Source organism: Micromonospora sp. WMMC241 (assembly GCF_027460165.1).
Classification (GTDB): Bacteria; Actinomycetota; Actinomycetes; order Mycobacteriales; family Micromonosporaceae; genus Micromonospora; species Micromonospora humi.
In genome coordinates, this window is record NZ_JAPZBF010000001.1 from 6,203,008 (window position 1) to 6,218,322 (window position 15,315).

Genomic DNA, 15,315 nt, shown 5'->3' on the forward strand with positions numbered 1-15,315 from the left:
GGCCGGAATGTGGCACGGTGAGATCCAGGCAGTTCCGGCCGGCGCCACGGTCGGGGGCGAGCGTGGGTGCGGAGGGCGAGATGGGCGAGCACGAGGTTCCGGCGGAGACGGTCCACCCGGGATCCACGCCCGACGCCGTCGGTGACGCCGACGAGCGCCCGGCGGTGCCGGTGGCCGTGGCACGGGCCCGGGTCAGCGTGGCCGGCTCGGCCGTGCCGCCGCCGGTGGGCGGGGAACGCCCCGGGCCGCCGGCCACCGCCACCACCTACCGGGCGGGCGCTCCGGCGGAGGCCGCGCCACCGCTCGACCGACGCCGTCCCGGAGCGACCGTTCCGCCGTCCAGCTGGTCCGCCTTCGCGGCCGCCGAGCGCCCGGCCCCGGCCGACGACGACGCGCACCGCGCGACGCGCAGCGCCACGCCGGCCGCCGAGACGCCCGGCCTCGCGCCGCCCGCCGCCCTCGCGACGTCCCACCCTGCCCGGGGCGCCGACCACCCGGTGACTCGTCCCGCCGTGGACGCCGCCCTCCCGACGCACGCATCCGCGCCGGCCGGCGACCTCGCGGCGGCACGCCCCGGACCCGTCGACCCCCCGGCGGCAGCACCGGTCCCGGCTCTCCCGGCCGCAGAAGTGCCGGTCCCGGCCCTCTCGATTCCGACCGCCCCAGGCGCGGCCGTCCCGAGCGCGGCCACCCCGGTCGCGGCCGTGCCGGTCCCGGCCGACCCGAGCCCGGCCGACCCGAGCCCGGCCGACCCGAGCCCGGCCGACCCGAGCCCGGCCGACCCGAGCCCGGCGGCGTCAGCCACGGCCCCGCCGATGCCGGCCCCGGCGTCCGCGACCACCGGCGACGCCTCCGACCCGCCGGCCGCCGCCCCCGGCGACGCCCGGGAGGCCGCGACCGGCGACGGCTCGGCCGTGGTCGCGCCGACGCCCCGGGTCTCCGGGTCCGCCCAGGTGCCCGCGCAGCGGCTGCCGGACGATCCGTCGGGAGGCGGTGCCGGGCCGGACGACCGGTTCGCCGTGCGGCCCACGCCCGCGCTGCGCACCGATCCACCGGCGGCCCGGGCCAGCGCGTCGGTGCCGGGCCTGAGCCGGGTGTCCGCCGACGAGGTCGCGGTCTCGGTGGCAGCCGCTCCCGCCGCCGCGAAGGTCTACCGGGCCGGCCCGGTCAACCCGGAGCCGCCGGAGCCCGCCCAGCCACCGGAGCCGGCCCAGCCGCCGACCCCGCACGGTCCCGAGCCCGAGCCGGCACCGACCCCGGTCCCCGGTCCGACGCCCCCGTCGCCCGCCCCGCCCGTTCCCGAGCCGGAGCCGCCGCTCCGCCCGACCCCACCGGTGCCCAGCCCGCCGCTGCCCACGCCGTCCCCGGCACCCGGGCCGAACCCGCCCGGGCCGATCCCGCCGGTGCCCGGGCCGCCCGCGCCGCCACCGGGACCGCTGGTGCCCCCGCCGCCGGCGCCGCCGGGTCCGATGCCCGCGCCGCCGTTCCCGCCGCCGCCCGCGATGACCGGCGCCGCCGGGACGCCGCCGGCCTGGGCCGGCACGTACGCTCCGCCGGCGCCGGCCGCGCCCGCGCCGGCGGTGGTGCCGGCGCCGGCGCTGCCGACCTGGCCGCCGCCGGCCACTCCGCCCCGGGGCGCCGAGGCCACCCGTCCGGTACGCCCGCAGCACGGTGGTCAGGACCTGGCCGGAACCGCGTACGGCGGCACCGAGGGCCCCGGCTTCGCCACCGTGTCGTTCCCGCAGGGCAGCCCGACGGAGAACTCCGGTTCGCTGACCGGTCACATCCTGGCCCAGGGCTGGTCCGAGGACGCCCCGACCGCCCGGGCCAGCAACACCAAGGTCATCATCGTGCTGGGTGTCGCGCTGACGGTGTTGATCGCCATCAGTCTGCTCGTGGTCTTCCTGGCCAACGACGCGTTGAGTGGGCTGACGGGGTGAGCCCGCCCACTACGGCCGCGCGGTGCGGTGGCCGTGTCGGCGGATCGCCGTACACTTGTCGGGATCACTGACCCGGCGCGCCGACTGCGCGCCCTTGGGCGATCTTGCGGGCGATTCGACGGCGTAACGGTGCCGCGGCGGGCCATCGCGAAGATGCGCCCCGCTCGAAAGGCATTTCTTGACCACCTTCGCTGCCTCCGGCACGTCCCCGTCCGTCGACCCGACCACCGACACCGTCGACCCGACCACCGACACCACCGACTTCGCCTCGCTCGGCCTGCCCCGGCCGCTGGTCGAGGCGCTCACCCGGCAGGGCATCACCACTCCGTTCGAGATCCAGCGGGCCACCGTGCCGGACGCGCTCGCCGGCCGTGACGTGCTCGGCCGGGGCCAGACCGGCTCGGGCAAGACGCTCGCCTTCGGCCTCCCGGTGATCGGCCGGCTGGCCGACCGCAACCGGGCCCGGCCGCTGCACCCCCGCGCCCTGATCCTGGTTCCCACCCGCGAGCTGGCCATGCAGGTCAACGACGCGCTGGTGCCGCTCGGCAAGTCGGTCGGCATCTTCCTGAAGACCGCGGTCGGCGGTGTGCCGTACGACCGGCAGATCGACGCGCTGCGCCGGGGCGTGGAGATCGTGGTGGCCACCCCGGGGCGGCTCGGCGACCTGATCGCGCGTGGCGTCTGCCGGCTCGACGACGTCGAGGTCACCGTGCTGGACGAGGCCGACCAGATGGCCGACATGGGCTTCCTGCCCGAGGTCACCGAGCTGCTGGCGAAGACGCCGGCGGACGCCCAGCGGCTGCTCTTCTCGGCCACTCTGGACAACGACGTCGACACGCTGGTGAAGCGGTTCATGACCGACCCGGTCACCCACTCGACCGCGCCGGCGACGGCCGCCGTGTCCACCATGGATCACCACCTGCTGCTGATCCCGCCGCACGACAAGTTCGCGGTCACCGCGTCCATCGCCGCCCGGGACGGCCGCACCATGGTCTTCGCCCGTACGCAGCTCGGCGTCGACCGGCTGGTCGATCAGCTCACCGCCGTCGGCGTCCGGGCCGGTGGCCTGCACGGCGGCAAGACGCAGCGGATGCGCACCAAGACGCTCGCCGAGTTCCGCGAGGGACGGATGAACGTGCTGGTCGCCACCGACGTGGCGGCCCGCGGCATCCACGTCGACGGGGTCTCGCTGGTGCTGCACGTGGACCCGCCGAAGGACCCGAAGGACTATCTGCACCGGGCCGGCCGCACCGCCCGGGCCGGCGAGTCCGGCGCGGTGGCGACCCTGGTCCTGCCGAAGCAGCGCCGGACCACGCTGGCCATGCTGGAGAAGGCGGGCGTCGAGCCGTCCCAGGCGCGGGTACGCGCCGGCGACGAGGCGCTGGCCGAGCTGACCGGCGCACGCGAGCCGAGCGGCGTGCCGGTTCGCGAGGAGCCGGAGCCCCGCCGTGGCGGTCCGCGCCGCTTCGGCGACCGGGACGGCCGCGGCTTCGACCGCGGTGGCCGTAGCTTCGACGGCCGCGGCGAGCGGAGCTTCCGCGACCGCCCCACCGGCGAGCGCGGCTTCCGCGACCGCCCCACCGGCGAGCGCGGCTTCCGCGACCGCCCCACCGGCGAGCGCGGCTTCCGCGACCGCCCGACCGGCGAGCGCGGCGGCTACGGCGACCGCCCGGCGGGCGAGCGACGCTTCGGCGACCGGCCCACCGGGGAGCGCGGCCACGGCGACCGGTTCGGCGGCGAGCGTCGCTTCGAGCGGCCCGAGGCCCGCGACGACAGGCGCTTCGGCGAGCGTCGCTTCGACGACCGGAGTGACCGGTTCGGCGGGCGCCCGGCCGGTGACAGGCGTTTCGGCGAGCGCGCGGAGCACGGCCGGCCCGGTGGCGACCGGTCGTTCGACCGGAACCGCCCGGCGGGCGAGCGCGGCTACGACCGGGATGCCCGGCGGCAGGACGACCGGCCGACCGGCGGGCGCGGCTTCGGCGAGCGCCGGCACGACGACCGCCCGCAGGGCGAGCGCCGCTTCGGCGACCGCGACGGCCAGGGCGAGCGCCGCTTCGGCGACCGCGACGGCCAGGGCGAGCGCCGCTTCGGCGACCGCGACGGCCAGGGCGAGCGCCGGTTCGACGACCGGGACGGCCGGGGCGAGCGGCGGTTCGGCGACCGGGGTGACTTCCGTCCGGCGGAGCGCCGGGGCGGGTTCCGCCCCGAGGGGCGGGGCCGGGACGACCGCCCGCGCGACGACCGGCGCGGTTTCGGCGGGCGCCCGCCGGCCCGTACCCACTGATCCGGCGCTGCCGGAGACCATCTGGACGAACGCCGCCGTCGAGCATCCGCTCGGCGGCGGCGTTCGCGCATTCGCTGCCGGTGGCCGCCGGCTCGCGTAACGTCCGGTCCATGCCGAAGTCGCTCTTCTGGACCAGGACCGACACCGCCGGCTCCGAGCACGTGGTGCTCGACGACCGCGAGGGGCTGACCGCGCAGGGCGTGGCGCTGGCGGTCGACCCGATCCCCTACACCTGCCGGTACCGGCTGACGATCGCGCGGGACTGGTCGACGAACCGGTTGGAGGTGGAGGCGGACGGCGCCGGCTGGGCGCGGAGCGTACGCCTGGAGCGGGGCCGGGACGGGTGGCGCGTGCGGACCGGTGAGGAGGGTGACCTGGACGCGGCGCTGCGTGCGGCCGGGCACCCGCCGGCGGGCCTGCCGGGCACGGACGACCCGGACCGGCTGGCCGAGGCGCTCGACGTCGACCTGGGCGGCTCCCCGCTGACCAACACGCTGCCGATCCGCCGGATCGGGCTGGGCCGGCTCCCGGCCGACCTCGCCACCAGCGTGACGGTCGCCTGGGTGCTGCTGCCGGGCCTGACCGTGGTGCCGTCCGAGCAGGTCTACACCTCGCTCGGCCCGGGCCGGGTCCGCTTTGCCAGCGGCACCTTCAGCGCCGAGCTTCAGGTCGACCCGGACGGCTTCGTGGTGCGGTACCCGGGCCTCGCCGAGCGGGCCGACCCCCGTTGAGCGCTCAGGCCGGCCAGGCGCCGTCGGTCAGGAACCGGTCGACGGCGGCGAGGTGCGGGGCGAGGTCGAGGCCCTGCGCGGCCACCCACTCGTCCGAGTAGTAGGTGTCGGCGTAGCGGTCGCCCGGGTCGCAGATGAGCGTGACCACGGAACCGGTGCGGCCGGCGGCGCGCATCTCGGCGATGAGGCCGAACGCGCCCCAGAGGTTGGTGCCGGTGGAGCCGCCCACCCGGCGGCCGAGCACGGCCGAGCCGGCCCGCATCGCGGCCAGCGACGCGGCGTCCGGCACCTGGACCATCCGGTCCACCACGCTGGGCAGGAACGACGGTTCGACGCCGGGCCGGCCGATGCCCTCGATGCGGGAGCCGCGGTCGGTGCGGACCGACCAGTCGCCGGCCTGCCAGGCCGGATAGAACGCGGAGTTCTCCGGGTCCACCACGCACAGCTTGGTGGGCAGCCGGCGGTAGCGGGCGTACCGGCCGATGGTGGCGCTGGTGCCGCCGGTGCCGGCGCCCACCACGACCCAGGCGGGCACCGGATGCCGTTCCAGCGCGAGCTGGGCGTAGATCGACTCGGCGATGTTGTTGTTGCCCCGCCAGTCGGTGGCCCGCTCGGCGTAGGTGAACTGGTCCATGTAGTGCCCGCCGGTGTCCTCGGCCAGCCAGCGCGCTTCGATCACCACCTTGGCCGGGTCCTCGACGAGGTGGCAGCGCCCGCCCTGGAACTCGATCTGGGCGATCTTCTCGGGCGAGGTGGAGGCGGGCATGACCGCGATGAACGGCAGCCCGAGCATGCGCGCGAAGTAGGCCTCGGAGACGGCGGTCGACCCGGACGACGCCTCGACGACTGTGGTGTCCCGGCCGATCCAGCCGTTGCACAGGCCGTAGAGGAACAGCGACCGGGCCAGCCGGTGCTTGAGCGAGCCGGTGGGGTGCACCGACTCGTCCTTGAGGTAGAGGTCGATCCCCCACGCCCGGGGCAGCGGGAAGGGCAGCAGGTGGGTGTCGGCGGAGCGGTTGGCGTCCGCCTCGACCGTGGCGATCGCCTCGGTCAGCCAGCGCCGGCCGGCCTCGTCACACCGGTCGAGATGAGTCACGCCGGCAACGTTACAAGCGAGGTGGGCTCGGGTCCGGCCGGACCCGGCGCGCCTGCCGGCGCTGCCCGGCCCGGCCGGCGGCGCGCACCACCGGGGTCAGGGCCAGGGCGAGGCGGGGGTACGCGTCGAGCAGCCGCACCTGCGCGCCGCGCCAGCGCGGCAGGCTGACCACCGGGCGGGGCCGGCGGGCCAGGCGTACCGCCCGGGCGGCGACCCGCTCCGGCGTGAGCAGCGAGCCGGTGAAGGAGGCCAGCGCACCGGGGTCGTCGAGCTTGTCGTGCAGCATCGGCGTCCAGATCCCGTCCGGGCACAGGCACGACACGTGTACGCCTCGGACGCCGGCCATCCGCAGGTCGGTCAGGGTGCCGAGGCTGAACGCCAGCAGGGCGTGCTTGCTGGCGGCGTAGACGGTCTCGCCGGGCGCCGCGATCAGCCCGGCCAGCGAGACGACGTTGAGCACGTGCCCCCGGCCCTGCTCCCGCATGACCGCCACGGCGGCCAGTGTGCCGTTCATCGCGCCGAGCGCGTTGACCTCCACCACCCGGCGTCGGGTCGACTCGTCGTGCCCCCAGGAGGGGCCGGTGACCAGGATGCCGGCGTTGTTCACCCATAGCCCGAGCCCGCCCGGCGCGCCGGCCGCCTCGGCGGCCACCGCGGCGCAGGCGGCCTCGTCGCGTACGTCGAGGGGGCGGGACCAGCCACCCAGCGGCCCGGCGGCGTCGGCCGCCGCCGCGGCGTCGACGTCGGTCAGCAGCACCCGCCAGCCGTCGGCGTGCAGCGCGGCGGCGAGCGCGCGGCCCAGCCCGCCGGCCGCTCCGGTCACCACGGCGGCGCCCCGCCCCGAGGTCGTCATCGGCGCACGCTAACCGCCCGTACCGTCGTCGGGCCAGGGTCAGGCGGTCGGAAGTTCGAGCGGCTGCGGCCGGTTCTCCCACTTGGTCGACAGGGCGATGCCGGTGCGGGTGGAGGCGACCCCCGGGGTGCGGTTCAGCCGCACGATCAACTGCTCCAGCTCGGCGATGGTGCCCACCCGCGCCTTGAGCAGGAACGACTCGACGCCGGCCATGAAATAGCAGGACTCGATCTCGGGGATCTGGCGGAACGCCTCCAGCACGTCGTCGGTGTCCGCGTCGGAGTCCTCCACGATGCCGATCAGGGCGGTGACCCCGAGCCCGACGGCCTCCGGTTCGACCTCGGCCCGGTAGGCGCGGATCACCCCACCGGACTCCAGCTTGCCGACCCGCTCGTGCACGGCCGGCGCGGAGAGGCCGACCTGCCGGGCCAGCTCGGCGTAGGACAGGCGGGCGTTTCCGCGCAGCAGTTCCACGAGGCTCAGGTCGATCGTGTCCACGGAGAGTGACCCTATCGGTTTGGGCGTGACCGGGCGTGGTCGGCACCCGTTGAACATGACGTCACGTCGCCATTCACAAACGCGCGGTCACGGGGGTTCTACGCCGGTACCATTTACTAACTTTCCCACTGTGTGCGTTTTTCGCGTTTGGCGGACACGCCCGATCGCTGGTGCTGTAATTGCCATACGTCCCTCATGACGGCTCTGGGCTCGCACCGGCCGGGGGCAGTGTGTTCAGCCGGGGGCTTCGTCGACGCGAGGAGGGGGCTGTGGACACTGGAGATCGCCTGCTGACACCGGGTGAGGTCGCTGCGCTGTTTCGGGTTGACCCGAAGACCGTGACCAGATGGGCAGCGGCCGGCCGGATCGGCAGCATCCGGACTCCAGGCGGGCATCGCCGGTTTCGGGAATCCGAGGTGCGGGCCCTGCTTGAGGGGGAGGGCATGCTGGACGAGGCGGAGGACATGGGCAAGGCACGCAACATGGGCCCGACCGCCTCGACCGGCCCCGGCCCGGCGAACGCCGGCATGTACTGAAGCGATCGGGGCGCGGTCCGGCCGGTGGGTCGGGTCGCGCCCCGGCCGGTCACGAGCCGTCCGGTCCGGCCGGTTCGGCGTCCCGGCGGGCCGCGGCCAGTTCACCTGACCAGCGCCGGAACAGCGTGTGCGGGACGCCGAGCGCGTCGAGCACCTTGCCGGCCACGAAGTCGACCAACTGCGGGGCGGAGGCCGTCGCCCCGGCGCCGTAGAAGCCCGGGCTGGCGGGCAGCACCACGGCACCGGCGTCGTGCAGGGCGATGAGGTGCTCCAGGTGGCTGCGCGTCACCGGGGTTTCCCGGGGCACCACCACGACCGGCCGGCGTTCCTTCAGGTTGACCTCGGCGGCGCGTTGCAGCAGGTCCTTGGAGAGTCCGATGGCGATGCCGGCGCAGGCCGCGGTGCTGGCCGGCACGACCGCCATGCCGCGTACCGGGTAGGAGCCGCTGCTCGGGCCGGCCGCGAGGTCACCGGCGGGCCAGTGCCGCAGGTCCGCCCCGGTCAGGTCACGGTCGAGCCAGGCGGCCAGGTCGTCGGCCCAGTGCGCGTCCCGGAAGGGCCGGCCGGTCTCGTCGAGGACGGTCAGCCGGGCCGCCCGGGAGACGATCAGGTCCACCGCCTGGCCGGCGTCGAGCAGGCCCCGGACGACCGCCGCCGCGTACGGGGTCCCGGAGGCGCCGGAGACGCCGACCACCCATGGTTCGCGCATACGTCAAGCCTGCCAGGCCAAATGTCCGACGGGTCGACGGGGCTTCCCGCGACATGGGATTCTTCTGTCCGGCGATCCCCCTCCACGGAAGGGCCCGGTGATGACGGCTGCGGTGCTGCGGGCGCTGCGCTCCGACTGTCCCGTCCCGCCCCGGCTCTCCCCGTACGCCGACGAGGCGCAGGCCTGGCTGGTCGGCCGGCTCGACCGGCTCGGCCTGCCGCTGGACCCGGCGACGCGCCGCCGGCTGGCCCGGGCCGGCTTCGCCCGGTACGCCGGACGGCTCTACCCGGACGCCACCGAACCCGACCTGCGGGTGCTGGCCGCGCTGTTCACCTGGTTCTTCCTGGTCGACGACGCCTGCGACGGCCCGGACCGGCTGACCCCGGCGCAGATCCGCGCGCTGCGCGACGGCGCGCTGGCGCTGCTCCGCGACGGCCCCCGGGCCCGTCACACCGGCTTCTCCGGCCCGCTGCGTCGGCTGCTGGTGCAGGCCTGGCGGGAGCCGCGTCGGCGGATGCCGGCCCGCTGGCGGCTGCGTTTCGCCGACGCCGTCGCCGACCACCTGGACGGCGTGGCCCGGGAGGCGGCCGCGACCTCGGCCGGCCGGCCGCCCGGCGTGGCCGAGTACGTGCGGCTGCGCCGGGCCACCTCGGCGGCGTACGTGTCGTACCCGCTGATCGAGTTCGCCGCCGGCCGGCCGCTGCCCGACGCGGTCTACCACCATCCGGCGCTGCGCCGCCACGCCGACCTCGCCAACGACCTGCTCTCCTGGTTCAACGACATCGCGTCGCTGGAACGCGACCTGGTCACCGGCGGCGGGCACAACCTGGTGCTCGCGGTGGCCGGCGAGCGGGGCGTGCCACTGCCGGTCGCGGTGGACCTGGTGGCCGGGCACTGGCGGGCCGAGATGAGCCGCTTCATGGCGCTGCGCGCGGCGGTGCCGTCGTTCGGCCCGGCGCTGGACGGGGCGGTCACCGCCCACCTCGACGGGGTGGCCGCCGCGGTCCGCGGCACTGTCGACTGGACGCTGGAGAGCGCCCGCTACCCGGCCGCCGCGACGCCCTGACCGGCCGGCGGCCGGCCCGGCGAGCGGCCAGCCGGCCCGGCGGGCCGACCGGTCTAGGGTCGCAGGCCGAGCCGGACCACCAGGTCGAGCAGGGCGAGCAGGAACAACGCGATGCCGACGAACCCGTTGGCGGTGAAGAACGCCCGGTTGACCTTGCTCAGGTCGGTGGGGCTGACCACCAGGTGCTGGTAGGCGAAGGCGACCGCGGTGAGCGCCAGCCCGATCCACCAGAGCCAGCCGAAGCCGACCAGCACGCCGAACCAGATGAACAGCGCGAACGTCACCATGTGCGCGGCCGTGGAGGCGTGCAGCGCGAAGCGCCGGCCGTAGCGGGCCGGGACGCTGCGCACGCCGATCTCCCGGTCGATCTCCGAGTCCTGACAGGCGTAGATCAGGTCGAAGCCGCCGATCCAGAGGCCGACCGCGGCGCCGAGCAGCCACGCCGGGCCGGAGCCGGCGAACGTGCCGGTGACCGCCAGCCAGGCGCCGACCGGGCCGACCGCCTGGGCGACCGCGAGGATGGCGTGCGGCCAGTCGGTGAACCGCTTGCCGTACGGGTAGACCACCAGCGGCACCACGGCCAGCGGGGCGAGCGCGAGGCAGAGCGGGTTGAGCAGGGCGGCGGCGGCCAGGAAGACCACGAGCGCGACGGCCGCGCCGGTCCAGGCCGTGCGCACGCTCACCGCCCCGGTGACCAGTTCCCGGTTCGCGGTACGCGGGTTCCGGGCGTCGATCCGCCGGTCCAGGATCCGGTTGGCGGCCATCGCGAACGTCCGCGCGCCGACCATCGCCACGGTGATCAGCAGCAGGTCGCCCCAGCGCACCCGCCCGCCGTTCACCTGCATGGCGGTCAACGCCGACAGGTACGCGAACGGCAGCGCGAACACCGAGTGCTCGATCGCGACGAGCTTGAGGAAGGACGTGACCCGGCCGGGCCGCTCCGCCACCGCGGTCATCGGATTCCGTACTCCTGCCAGCGCTTGTCGACCAGGGAGACCACCTCGGGAGACATCCGCATCTCCTCCGGCCAGCCTCGGGTGTAGCCCTCGGTGGGCAGCTTGCGGGTGGCGTCCACGCCGGCCTTGCCGCCCCAGAACTGCTGGTACGAGGCGTGGTCCAGGTGGTCCACCGGGCCCTCGGTGAGAAGCAGGTCGCGGGCGTAGTCGACGTTGCCGAAGGCGCGGAACGCGACCTCGTTGTAGTCGTGCACGTCGCAGTCCTCGTCGACGATCACGATCAGCTTGGTCAGCGACATCATGTGCGCGCCCCAGATCGCGTTCATCACCTTCTGCGCGTGCTTCGGGTAGCGCTTGCGGATCGACACGATGGCGCAGTTGTGGAAGACGCCGGCGGCGGGCAGGTCGTAGTCGACGATGTCCGGGATCAGGAAGCGCAGCAGCGGCGCGAAGATCCGCTCGGTGGCCTTGCCGAGGCCGTGGTCCTCCTGCGGCGGCTGGGACGTGACGATCGAGTGGTAGACCGGGTCACGCTGCGTGGTCATGGCCTCGATGTGCAGCACCGGGAACGGCTCGACCGGCGTGTAGAAGCCGGTGTGGTCCCCGAACGGCCCCTCGGGCAGCCGCTCACCCGGCTCCAGGTAGCCCTCCAGCACGATCTGGGCGTGCGCCGGCACCTGCAACGGGACGGTCAGGCAGTCGACCATCTCGACCCGCTCGCCGCGCAGGAAGCCGGCGAACAGGTATTCGTCGATGTCGGCGGGGAGCGGCGCGCTGGCGGCGTACGCGACCGCCGGGTCGGCGCCGATGGCGACCGCCACCGGCAGCCGCTGGCCGAGCCGCTCGGCGACCGCGTGGTGCGCGGTGGAGTTCTTGTGGATCTGCCAGTGCATGCCGAGCGTGTTGCGGCCGTGCTGCTGGAGCCGGTAGAGGCCGAGGTTGCGCTTGCCGGTCTCCGGGTGCTTGGTGTGGGTCAGCCCGAAGTTGTGGAAGATCCCGCCGTCGCCCGGCCAGACCTGGAGCCCGGGCAGCCGGTTCAGGTCGACGTCGTCACCGCGGTAGACCACCTGCTGGCAGGGGGCGGTCCGCACCTTCTTCGGCGGCATGGACTTGAGCTGCATGACCTTGCCGAGCCCGCCCATCATGCCGGCGAAGCCCTGCGGTAGCTCCGGCTTGAGCATCTCGCCGATCCGCTCGCCGATCTCGTCGAGCCGCTCGACGCCGAGCGCCATGGCCATCCGCTTCTCGGTGCCGAACAGGTTGACCGCGACCGGCATCTCGCCCCGGGTGGGCCGCTCGAAGAGCAGGGCCGGGCCGCCGGCGCGGACCGTGCGGGTGACCACCTCGCTCATCTCCAGCGTGGGGTCGACCGGGACGCTCACCCGCCGCAGCTCACCGGCGCGTTCCAGCGCCGCGAGGAAGTCCTTGAGATCGTCGTACGGGAACCCACGCTCCATACCCCCATCCTCCCCCACCCCCCTGAGATGCAAGGCGGGGCCCCTTGTTAACGCATTCGGTAGAGGCGGGGCCCCTTGTTAACGCACCCACTGGGCGGGCCGAGATTCACCGGTCAGCGATTCATGGTCCTCGCGAGCCGCGCCTCCAGTGAGACCCGGCAGGTCGGCCACTCCGAATCGGTGATGGAGTACATGGCCGAGTCCCGCAGCAGCCCCGCTTCGCCGGGCGCCCACGATCGCGACCAGCGTCGGAGGACACCTTCGAACCGCGCACCAGTGCGCTCGATCGCGTTACGGGAGATCGTATTGCGAGCGTCGGTCTTGAGGTCGACGCGTGCCACGTTCCACGCCTCGAACGCGTTGGCGAAGAGCAGCAGTTTCGCTTCGGTGTTCAGCCCGGTGCGTTGCGCCGAGGCCGCCAGCCAGGTGAAGCCCACCTCGACCGCGCACAGCGCGTCGCGGTCGGGCCAGAGCCGGGGATCCCAGTACGCGGTCGCGCCCACGGCACGCCCGCTTGCCGTCGCCACCTGTGCGTACGGCAACAAGGTCCCCTGCGCAGCCCGGGTCAGCTGCGCGTCGATGTAGTCGCCGACCTCGGCCGCGGTGGGCACCCACGTGAACCGGTACGAGGTTCGGTCCTCCTCGGCCGCCGCGGCGAGGTCGGCGGCGTGCCGGTGATGCAGTGGCTCCAGCCGGACGAGGCGGCCTTCGAGAACGGGAGCGGTGTGGGTCAGGGGAAATGGCATGGTTTCTTCCGGGCGGATCAGCGCCGGCTGTCGCGTACGGCGACCACGCCCGGCAGGTTGTCGGCCACCTCGACGCAGTCGCCGCCGTTGGTGCTGCTCCGGATGCTGGTTCGCCCTTGGGCGCCGGTCAGGTCCGCCATGTCTCCGCCACCTCCGTCAACAGCTCCAGCGACTGCCGGGGCGGCAGCGCCTCCCTCTCGATCGACTCGCCGGTGGGAAGCGTAGCCAGCACGAAGGCCCGGCGACACCGGGATATGCGCCGACCGAGGCGGGCACGATCTGGAGTCGGGCGCGGGGACGCTCGTTGACCAGCTCGACCAGCCGCAGCACATGCTCGTCCAGCACCGCGACGAGCTGCGGTGGCTTCTCCCCGATCCCCCGCTCAATACCCCGGCCGCATGGACGGAGGCCGGGCGGGTAGTCGGCCGCATGGGTGGCGAACGGGTGCCGGCGGGGTTCACCGAGCAGCGGGCACAGGTCGGCGAGGTGGCCTGGAACTACGTCCGAGGCGGCCGGGGGCCCGCGCTGGTACTGCTGCACGGCTACCCCCAGTGCTGGCGCATGTGGCGGCACCTGCTGCCGGAGCTGGCGCGGTCGTACGAGGTGATCGCCCCGGACCTGCGCGGCTTCGGCGACAGCGACGCCCCGCCCGGCGGGTACGACAAGAAGACGGTCGCCGCCGACCTGCACCGGCTGCTGACCGACCTCGGCCTGGCCGAGGAGATCCGGCTGGTCGGCCACGACCTCGGCACCATGGTCGCGTACGCCTACGCCGCGGCCCGTCCCGACTCCGTCGCCCGGCTGGTGCTCAGCGAGGCGCCGATCCCCGACGAGAGCATCTACGCGATCCCCGCGCTGACCGAAGCTGGTCCGGCGGTGTGGAACTTCGGTTTCTTCAACGTCCCGAACGGCCTGCCCGAACAGCTCGTCGCCGGCCGGGAGGAGCTCTGGGTCGACCGGTTCACCGACTCGATCATGGTGAACAAGGGCAGCCTGACCCCGGACGACATCGAGGAGTACGCGGGCCACCTGCGCGACGAGGCGCACCTGCGGGCCAGCTTCAGCTATTTCCGGGCGTTCGGACAGGACGTCGCGGACAACGCGGCGTACCGGGGCACGAAGCTGCCGATGCCGGTGCTCGCCGTCGGCGCGCAGGCCAGCCTGGGCGGGCAGGTGGCGGAGCAGGTCCGCCGCTATGCCGACTCGGTGACCGGTGCGGTGGTCGAGGACTGCGGGCACTGGCTCTTCGAGGAGCAGCCGGCGAAGCTCGCCGCCCTTCTGCTGCCGTTCCTGCGCTGAGGCCCGGCTCAGGAAGTCGGCGTCCAGGCGTACTCCTGGAGAGGCTCGTCGAGCGGCGCGGCGGTGAGCCGGTTCGCGAACGTGGAGATGGTGTACGTGCCGACGCCGAGCACGACGTCGAGCGCGTGCCGTGGTTGCCAGCCGGCGGCGAGGAACGCGTCCAGCTCGGGTTCTCCGACCGCGCCTCGCTGGTCGAGCACGGCGACGGTGAACCGGCGTAGCGCCTCCAGTCGGGGCACGGGCAGCATCTCGCCGGCCCGCAGCGCGTCGATCAGTGCGGGGGCGGCGCCGTGCCGGGTGAGCGTCGCGGTGTGCATGGCCACGCAGAGGTGGCATCCGTTGCGGGTGGCCACGGTGAGGACGACCACTTCCCGGGCGACCGGGTCGAGGTCGGTGGCCTCGAAGGCGGCGTTCGCGGCGAGGAAGCCCTTGAGCAGTTCGGGTGAGCCGGCCATCAGGCCGACCGCGGCGGGCAGGTGACCCAGCTTGCGGTGGACGCCGGCCATGACGGGCCGCGCGGCGGCGGGCGCGGTCTCCGGGTCGTACGCGGTGAAGCGGGACATCTCGCGTCCCCTCTCCTAAGATAGTCAACGTGGTTGACCAAATAGTAAACGTGGTTGTCGAACATGGCAACGCCTGACCGCCCCGGCTTCGCGCTGCCGCTGCTGCTGCTGGCCGGCTTCCGCACGCTCATCGACGACCTGCACGCCGAGCTGGCCCGACACGGGCACACCGAGCTGCGCCCCGCGCACGGCTTCGTCCTCCAGGCCGTCGGCCCGGCCGGCACCACCGCCTCCGACCTCGGGCAACGCCTCGGCGTCTCGAAGCAGGCCGCCGGGAAGACGGTGGACCGGCTGGTCGCGCTCGGCTACCTGGAACGCGTGGACGACCCCGCCGACGCGCGCCGCAAGTTGGTCCGGATGACCGCCCGGGGCCATGACGGGCTGCACCGCTCCGCGATCGTCTTCGACGAGCTACGCGACCGCTGGGCGGCCACGCTCGGCGCCGGCCGGGTCGCGGCCATCGAGGACGACCTGCGCCGGATGGTCCCGGCCGACGTTTTCCGCCTCGACGTCCCCGGCTGGTTCGGCGGGTGAGCCTCAGCCGCCGAAGGGGCACCCACCGGGCGGTGGGTGCCCCTTCG

15 protein-coding genes and 1 pseudogene are annotated in these 15,315 nt (G+C 74.6%); 7 read left to right on the forward strand and 9 right to left on the reverse strand.

Going from position 1 to position 15,315, the window contains the following annotated elements; genetic code table 11:
* Positions 1 to 80 precede the first annotated feature (80 nt).
* From O7598_RS28145 to O7598_RS28155, 3 genes are all read left to right on the forward strand, one after another.
* A complete protein-coding gene (locus O7598_RS28145) occupies positions 81 to 1,940 on the forward strand; it encodes a hypothetical protein (protein WP_269694227.1) in 1,860 nt (619 codons plus the stop codon).
* A 178-nt stretch (positions 1,941 to 2,118) separates the two neighbouring features.
* Complete coding sequence (locus O7598_RS28150; protein ID WP_269694228.1) at positions 2,119 to 4,224, forward strand: DEAD/DEAH box helicase; 2,106 nt, start codon at positions 2,119 to 2,121, stop codon at positions 4,222 to 4,224.
* 110 nt (positions 4,225 to 4,334) lie between these two features.
* Positions 4,335 to 4,955 carry a putative glycolipid-binding domain-containing protein gene (locus tag O7598_RS28155; RefSeq protein ID WP_269694229.1) on the forward strand — a complete coding sequence of 207 codons (621 nt, stop codon included), beginning with the start codon at positions 4,335 to 4,337 and terminating at the stop codon, positions 4,953 to 4,955.
* Between the two features lie 4 nt (positions 4,956 to 4,959).
* On the opposite strand, the gene O7598_RS28160 is transcribed toward O7598_RS28155, so the two are convergent.
* From O7598_RS28160 to O7598_RS28170, 3 genes are read right to left on the reverse strand one after another with little or no spacing between them, the layout of a single operon-like run.
* Positions 4,960 to 6,051 (reverse strand): PLP-dependent cysteine synthase family protein, encoded by a 1,092-nt coding sequence (locus tag O7598_RS28160; RefSeq protein WP_269694230.1) that lies wholly within the window; start codon positions 6,049 to 6,051, stop codon positions 4,960 to 4,962.
* A gap of 10 nt (positions 6,052 to 6,061) precedes the next feature.
* A complete protein-coding gene (locus O7598_RS28165; protein ID WP_269694231.1) occupies positions 6,062 to 6,904 on the reverse strand; it encodes an SDR family oxidoreductase in 843 nt (280 codons plus the stop codon).
* A 39-nt stretch (positions 6,905 to 6,943) separates the two neighbouring features.
* On the reverse strand, positions 6,944 to 7,402 hold the full coding sequence (locus O7598_RS28170; protein ID WP_269694232.1) for an Lrp/AsnC family transcriptional regulator: 459 nt from the start codon (positions 7,400 to 7,402) through the stop codon (positions 6,944 to 6,946).
* Positions 7,403 to 7,671: 269 nt separating this feature from the next.
* Here O7598_RS28170 and O7598_RS28175 point away from each other — a divergent pair, with 269 nt between their 5' ends.
* Positions 7,672 to 7,938 carry a BldC family transcriptional regulator gene (locus O7598_RS28175; protein ID WP_013473529.1) on the forward strand — a complete coding sequence of 89 codons (267 nt, stop codon included), beginning with the start codon at positions 7,672 to 7,674 and terminating at the stop codon, positions 7,936 to 7,938.
* A gap of 49 nt (positions 7,939 to 7,987) precedes the next feature.
* Here the strand turns inward: O7598_RS28175 and O7598_RS28180 are convergent, their stop codons facing one another.
* A complete protein-coding gene (locus O7598_RS28180; RefSeq protein WP_269694233.1) occupies positions 7,988 to 8,647 on the reverse strand; it encodes a UbiX family flavin prenyltransferase in 660 nt (219 codons plus the stop codon).
* A 100-nt stretch (positions 8,648 to 8,747) separates the two neighbouring features.
* Here O7598_RS28180 and O7598_RS28185 point away from each other — a divergent pair, with 100 nt between their 5' ends.
* Positions 8,748 to 9,713 carry a terpene synthase family protein gene (locus tag O7598_RS28185; RefSeq protein WP_269694234.1) on the forward strand — a complete coding sequence of 322 codons (966 nt, stop codon included), beginning with the start codon at positions 8,748 to 8,750 and terminating at the stop codon, positions 9,711 to 9,713.
* A gap of 53 nt (positions 9,714 to 9,766) precedes the next feature.
* Here O7598_RS28185 and mqnP read toward each other — a convergent pair whose 3' ends face one another.
* The 4 genes and pseudogenes from mqnP to O7598_RS28205 all read right to left on the reverse strand — a co-directional run.
* The gene (gene mqnP / locus O7598_RS28190) at positions 9,767 to 10,669 is read right to left on the reverse strand and encodes a menaquinone biosynthesis prenyltransferase MqnP (protein ID WP_269694235.1); all 903 of its coding nucleotides are present in this window, start codon (positions 10,667 to 10,669) and stop codon (positions 9,767 to 9,769) included.
* On the reverse strand, positions 10,666 to 12,126 hold the full coding sequence (locus O7598_RS28195) for a menaquinone biosynthesis decarboxylase (protein WP_269694236.1): 1,461 nt from the start codon (positions 12,124 to 12,126) through the stop codon (positions 10,666 to 10,668). The genes mqnP and O7598_RS28195 overlap by 4 nt, the downstream gene beginning before the upstream one ends.
* Before the next feature lie 113 nt (positions 12,127 to 12,239).
* A complete protein-coding gene (locus tag O7598_RS28200) occupies positions 12,240 to 12,872 on the reverse strand; it encodes a GNAT family N-acetyltransferase (RefSeq protein WP_269694237.1) in 633 nt (210 codons plus the stop codon).
* 23 nt (positions 12,873 to 12,895) lie between these two features.
* Positions 12,896 to 13,012, reverse strand: a pseudogene (locus tag O7598_RS28205) (DUF397 domain-containing protein); the annotation flags it as partial.
* A 289-nt stretch (positions 13,013 to 13,301) separates the two neighbouring features.
* On the opposite strand from O7598_RS28205, the gene O7598_RS28210 reads away from it, so the two are divergent.
* The gene (locus tag O7598_RS28210; protein ID WP_269694238.1) at positions 13,302 to 14,171 is read left to right on the forward strand and encodes an alpha/beta fold hydrolase; all 870 of its coding nucleotides are present in this window, start codon (positions 13,302 to 13,304) and stop codon (positions 14,169 to 14,171) included.
* 8 nt (positions 14,172 to 14,179) lie between these two features.
* Here O7598_RS28210 and O7598_RS28215 read toward each other — a convergent pair whose 3' ends face one another.
* Positions 14,180 to 14,734 carry a carboxymuconolactone decarboxylase family protein gene (locus O7598_RS28215; RefSeq protein ID WP_269694239.1) on the reverse strand — a complete coding sequence of 185 codons (555 nt, stop codon included), beginning with the start codon at positions 14,732 to 14,734 and terminating at the stop codon, positions 14,180 to 14,182.
* A 63-nt stretch (positions 14,735 to 14,797) separates the two neighbouring features.
* Between O7598_RS28215 and O7598_RS28220 the strand changes: the two genes are divergently transcribed.
* A complete protein-coding gene (locus O7598_RS28220; RefSeq protein ID WP_269694240.1) occupies positions 14,798 to 15,268 on the forward strand; it encodes a MarR family winged helix-turn-helix transcriptional regulator in 471 nt (156 codons plus the stop codon).
* The last annotated feature ends 47 nt before the right edge of the window (positions 15,269 to 15,315 follow it).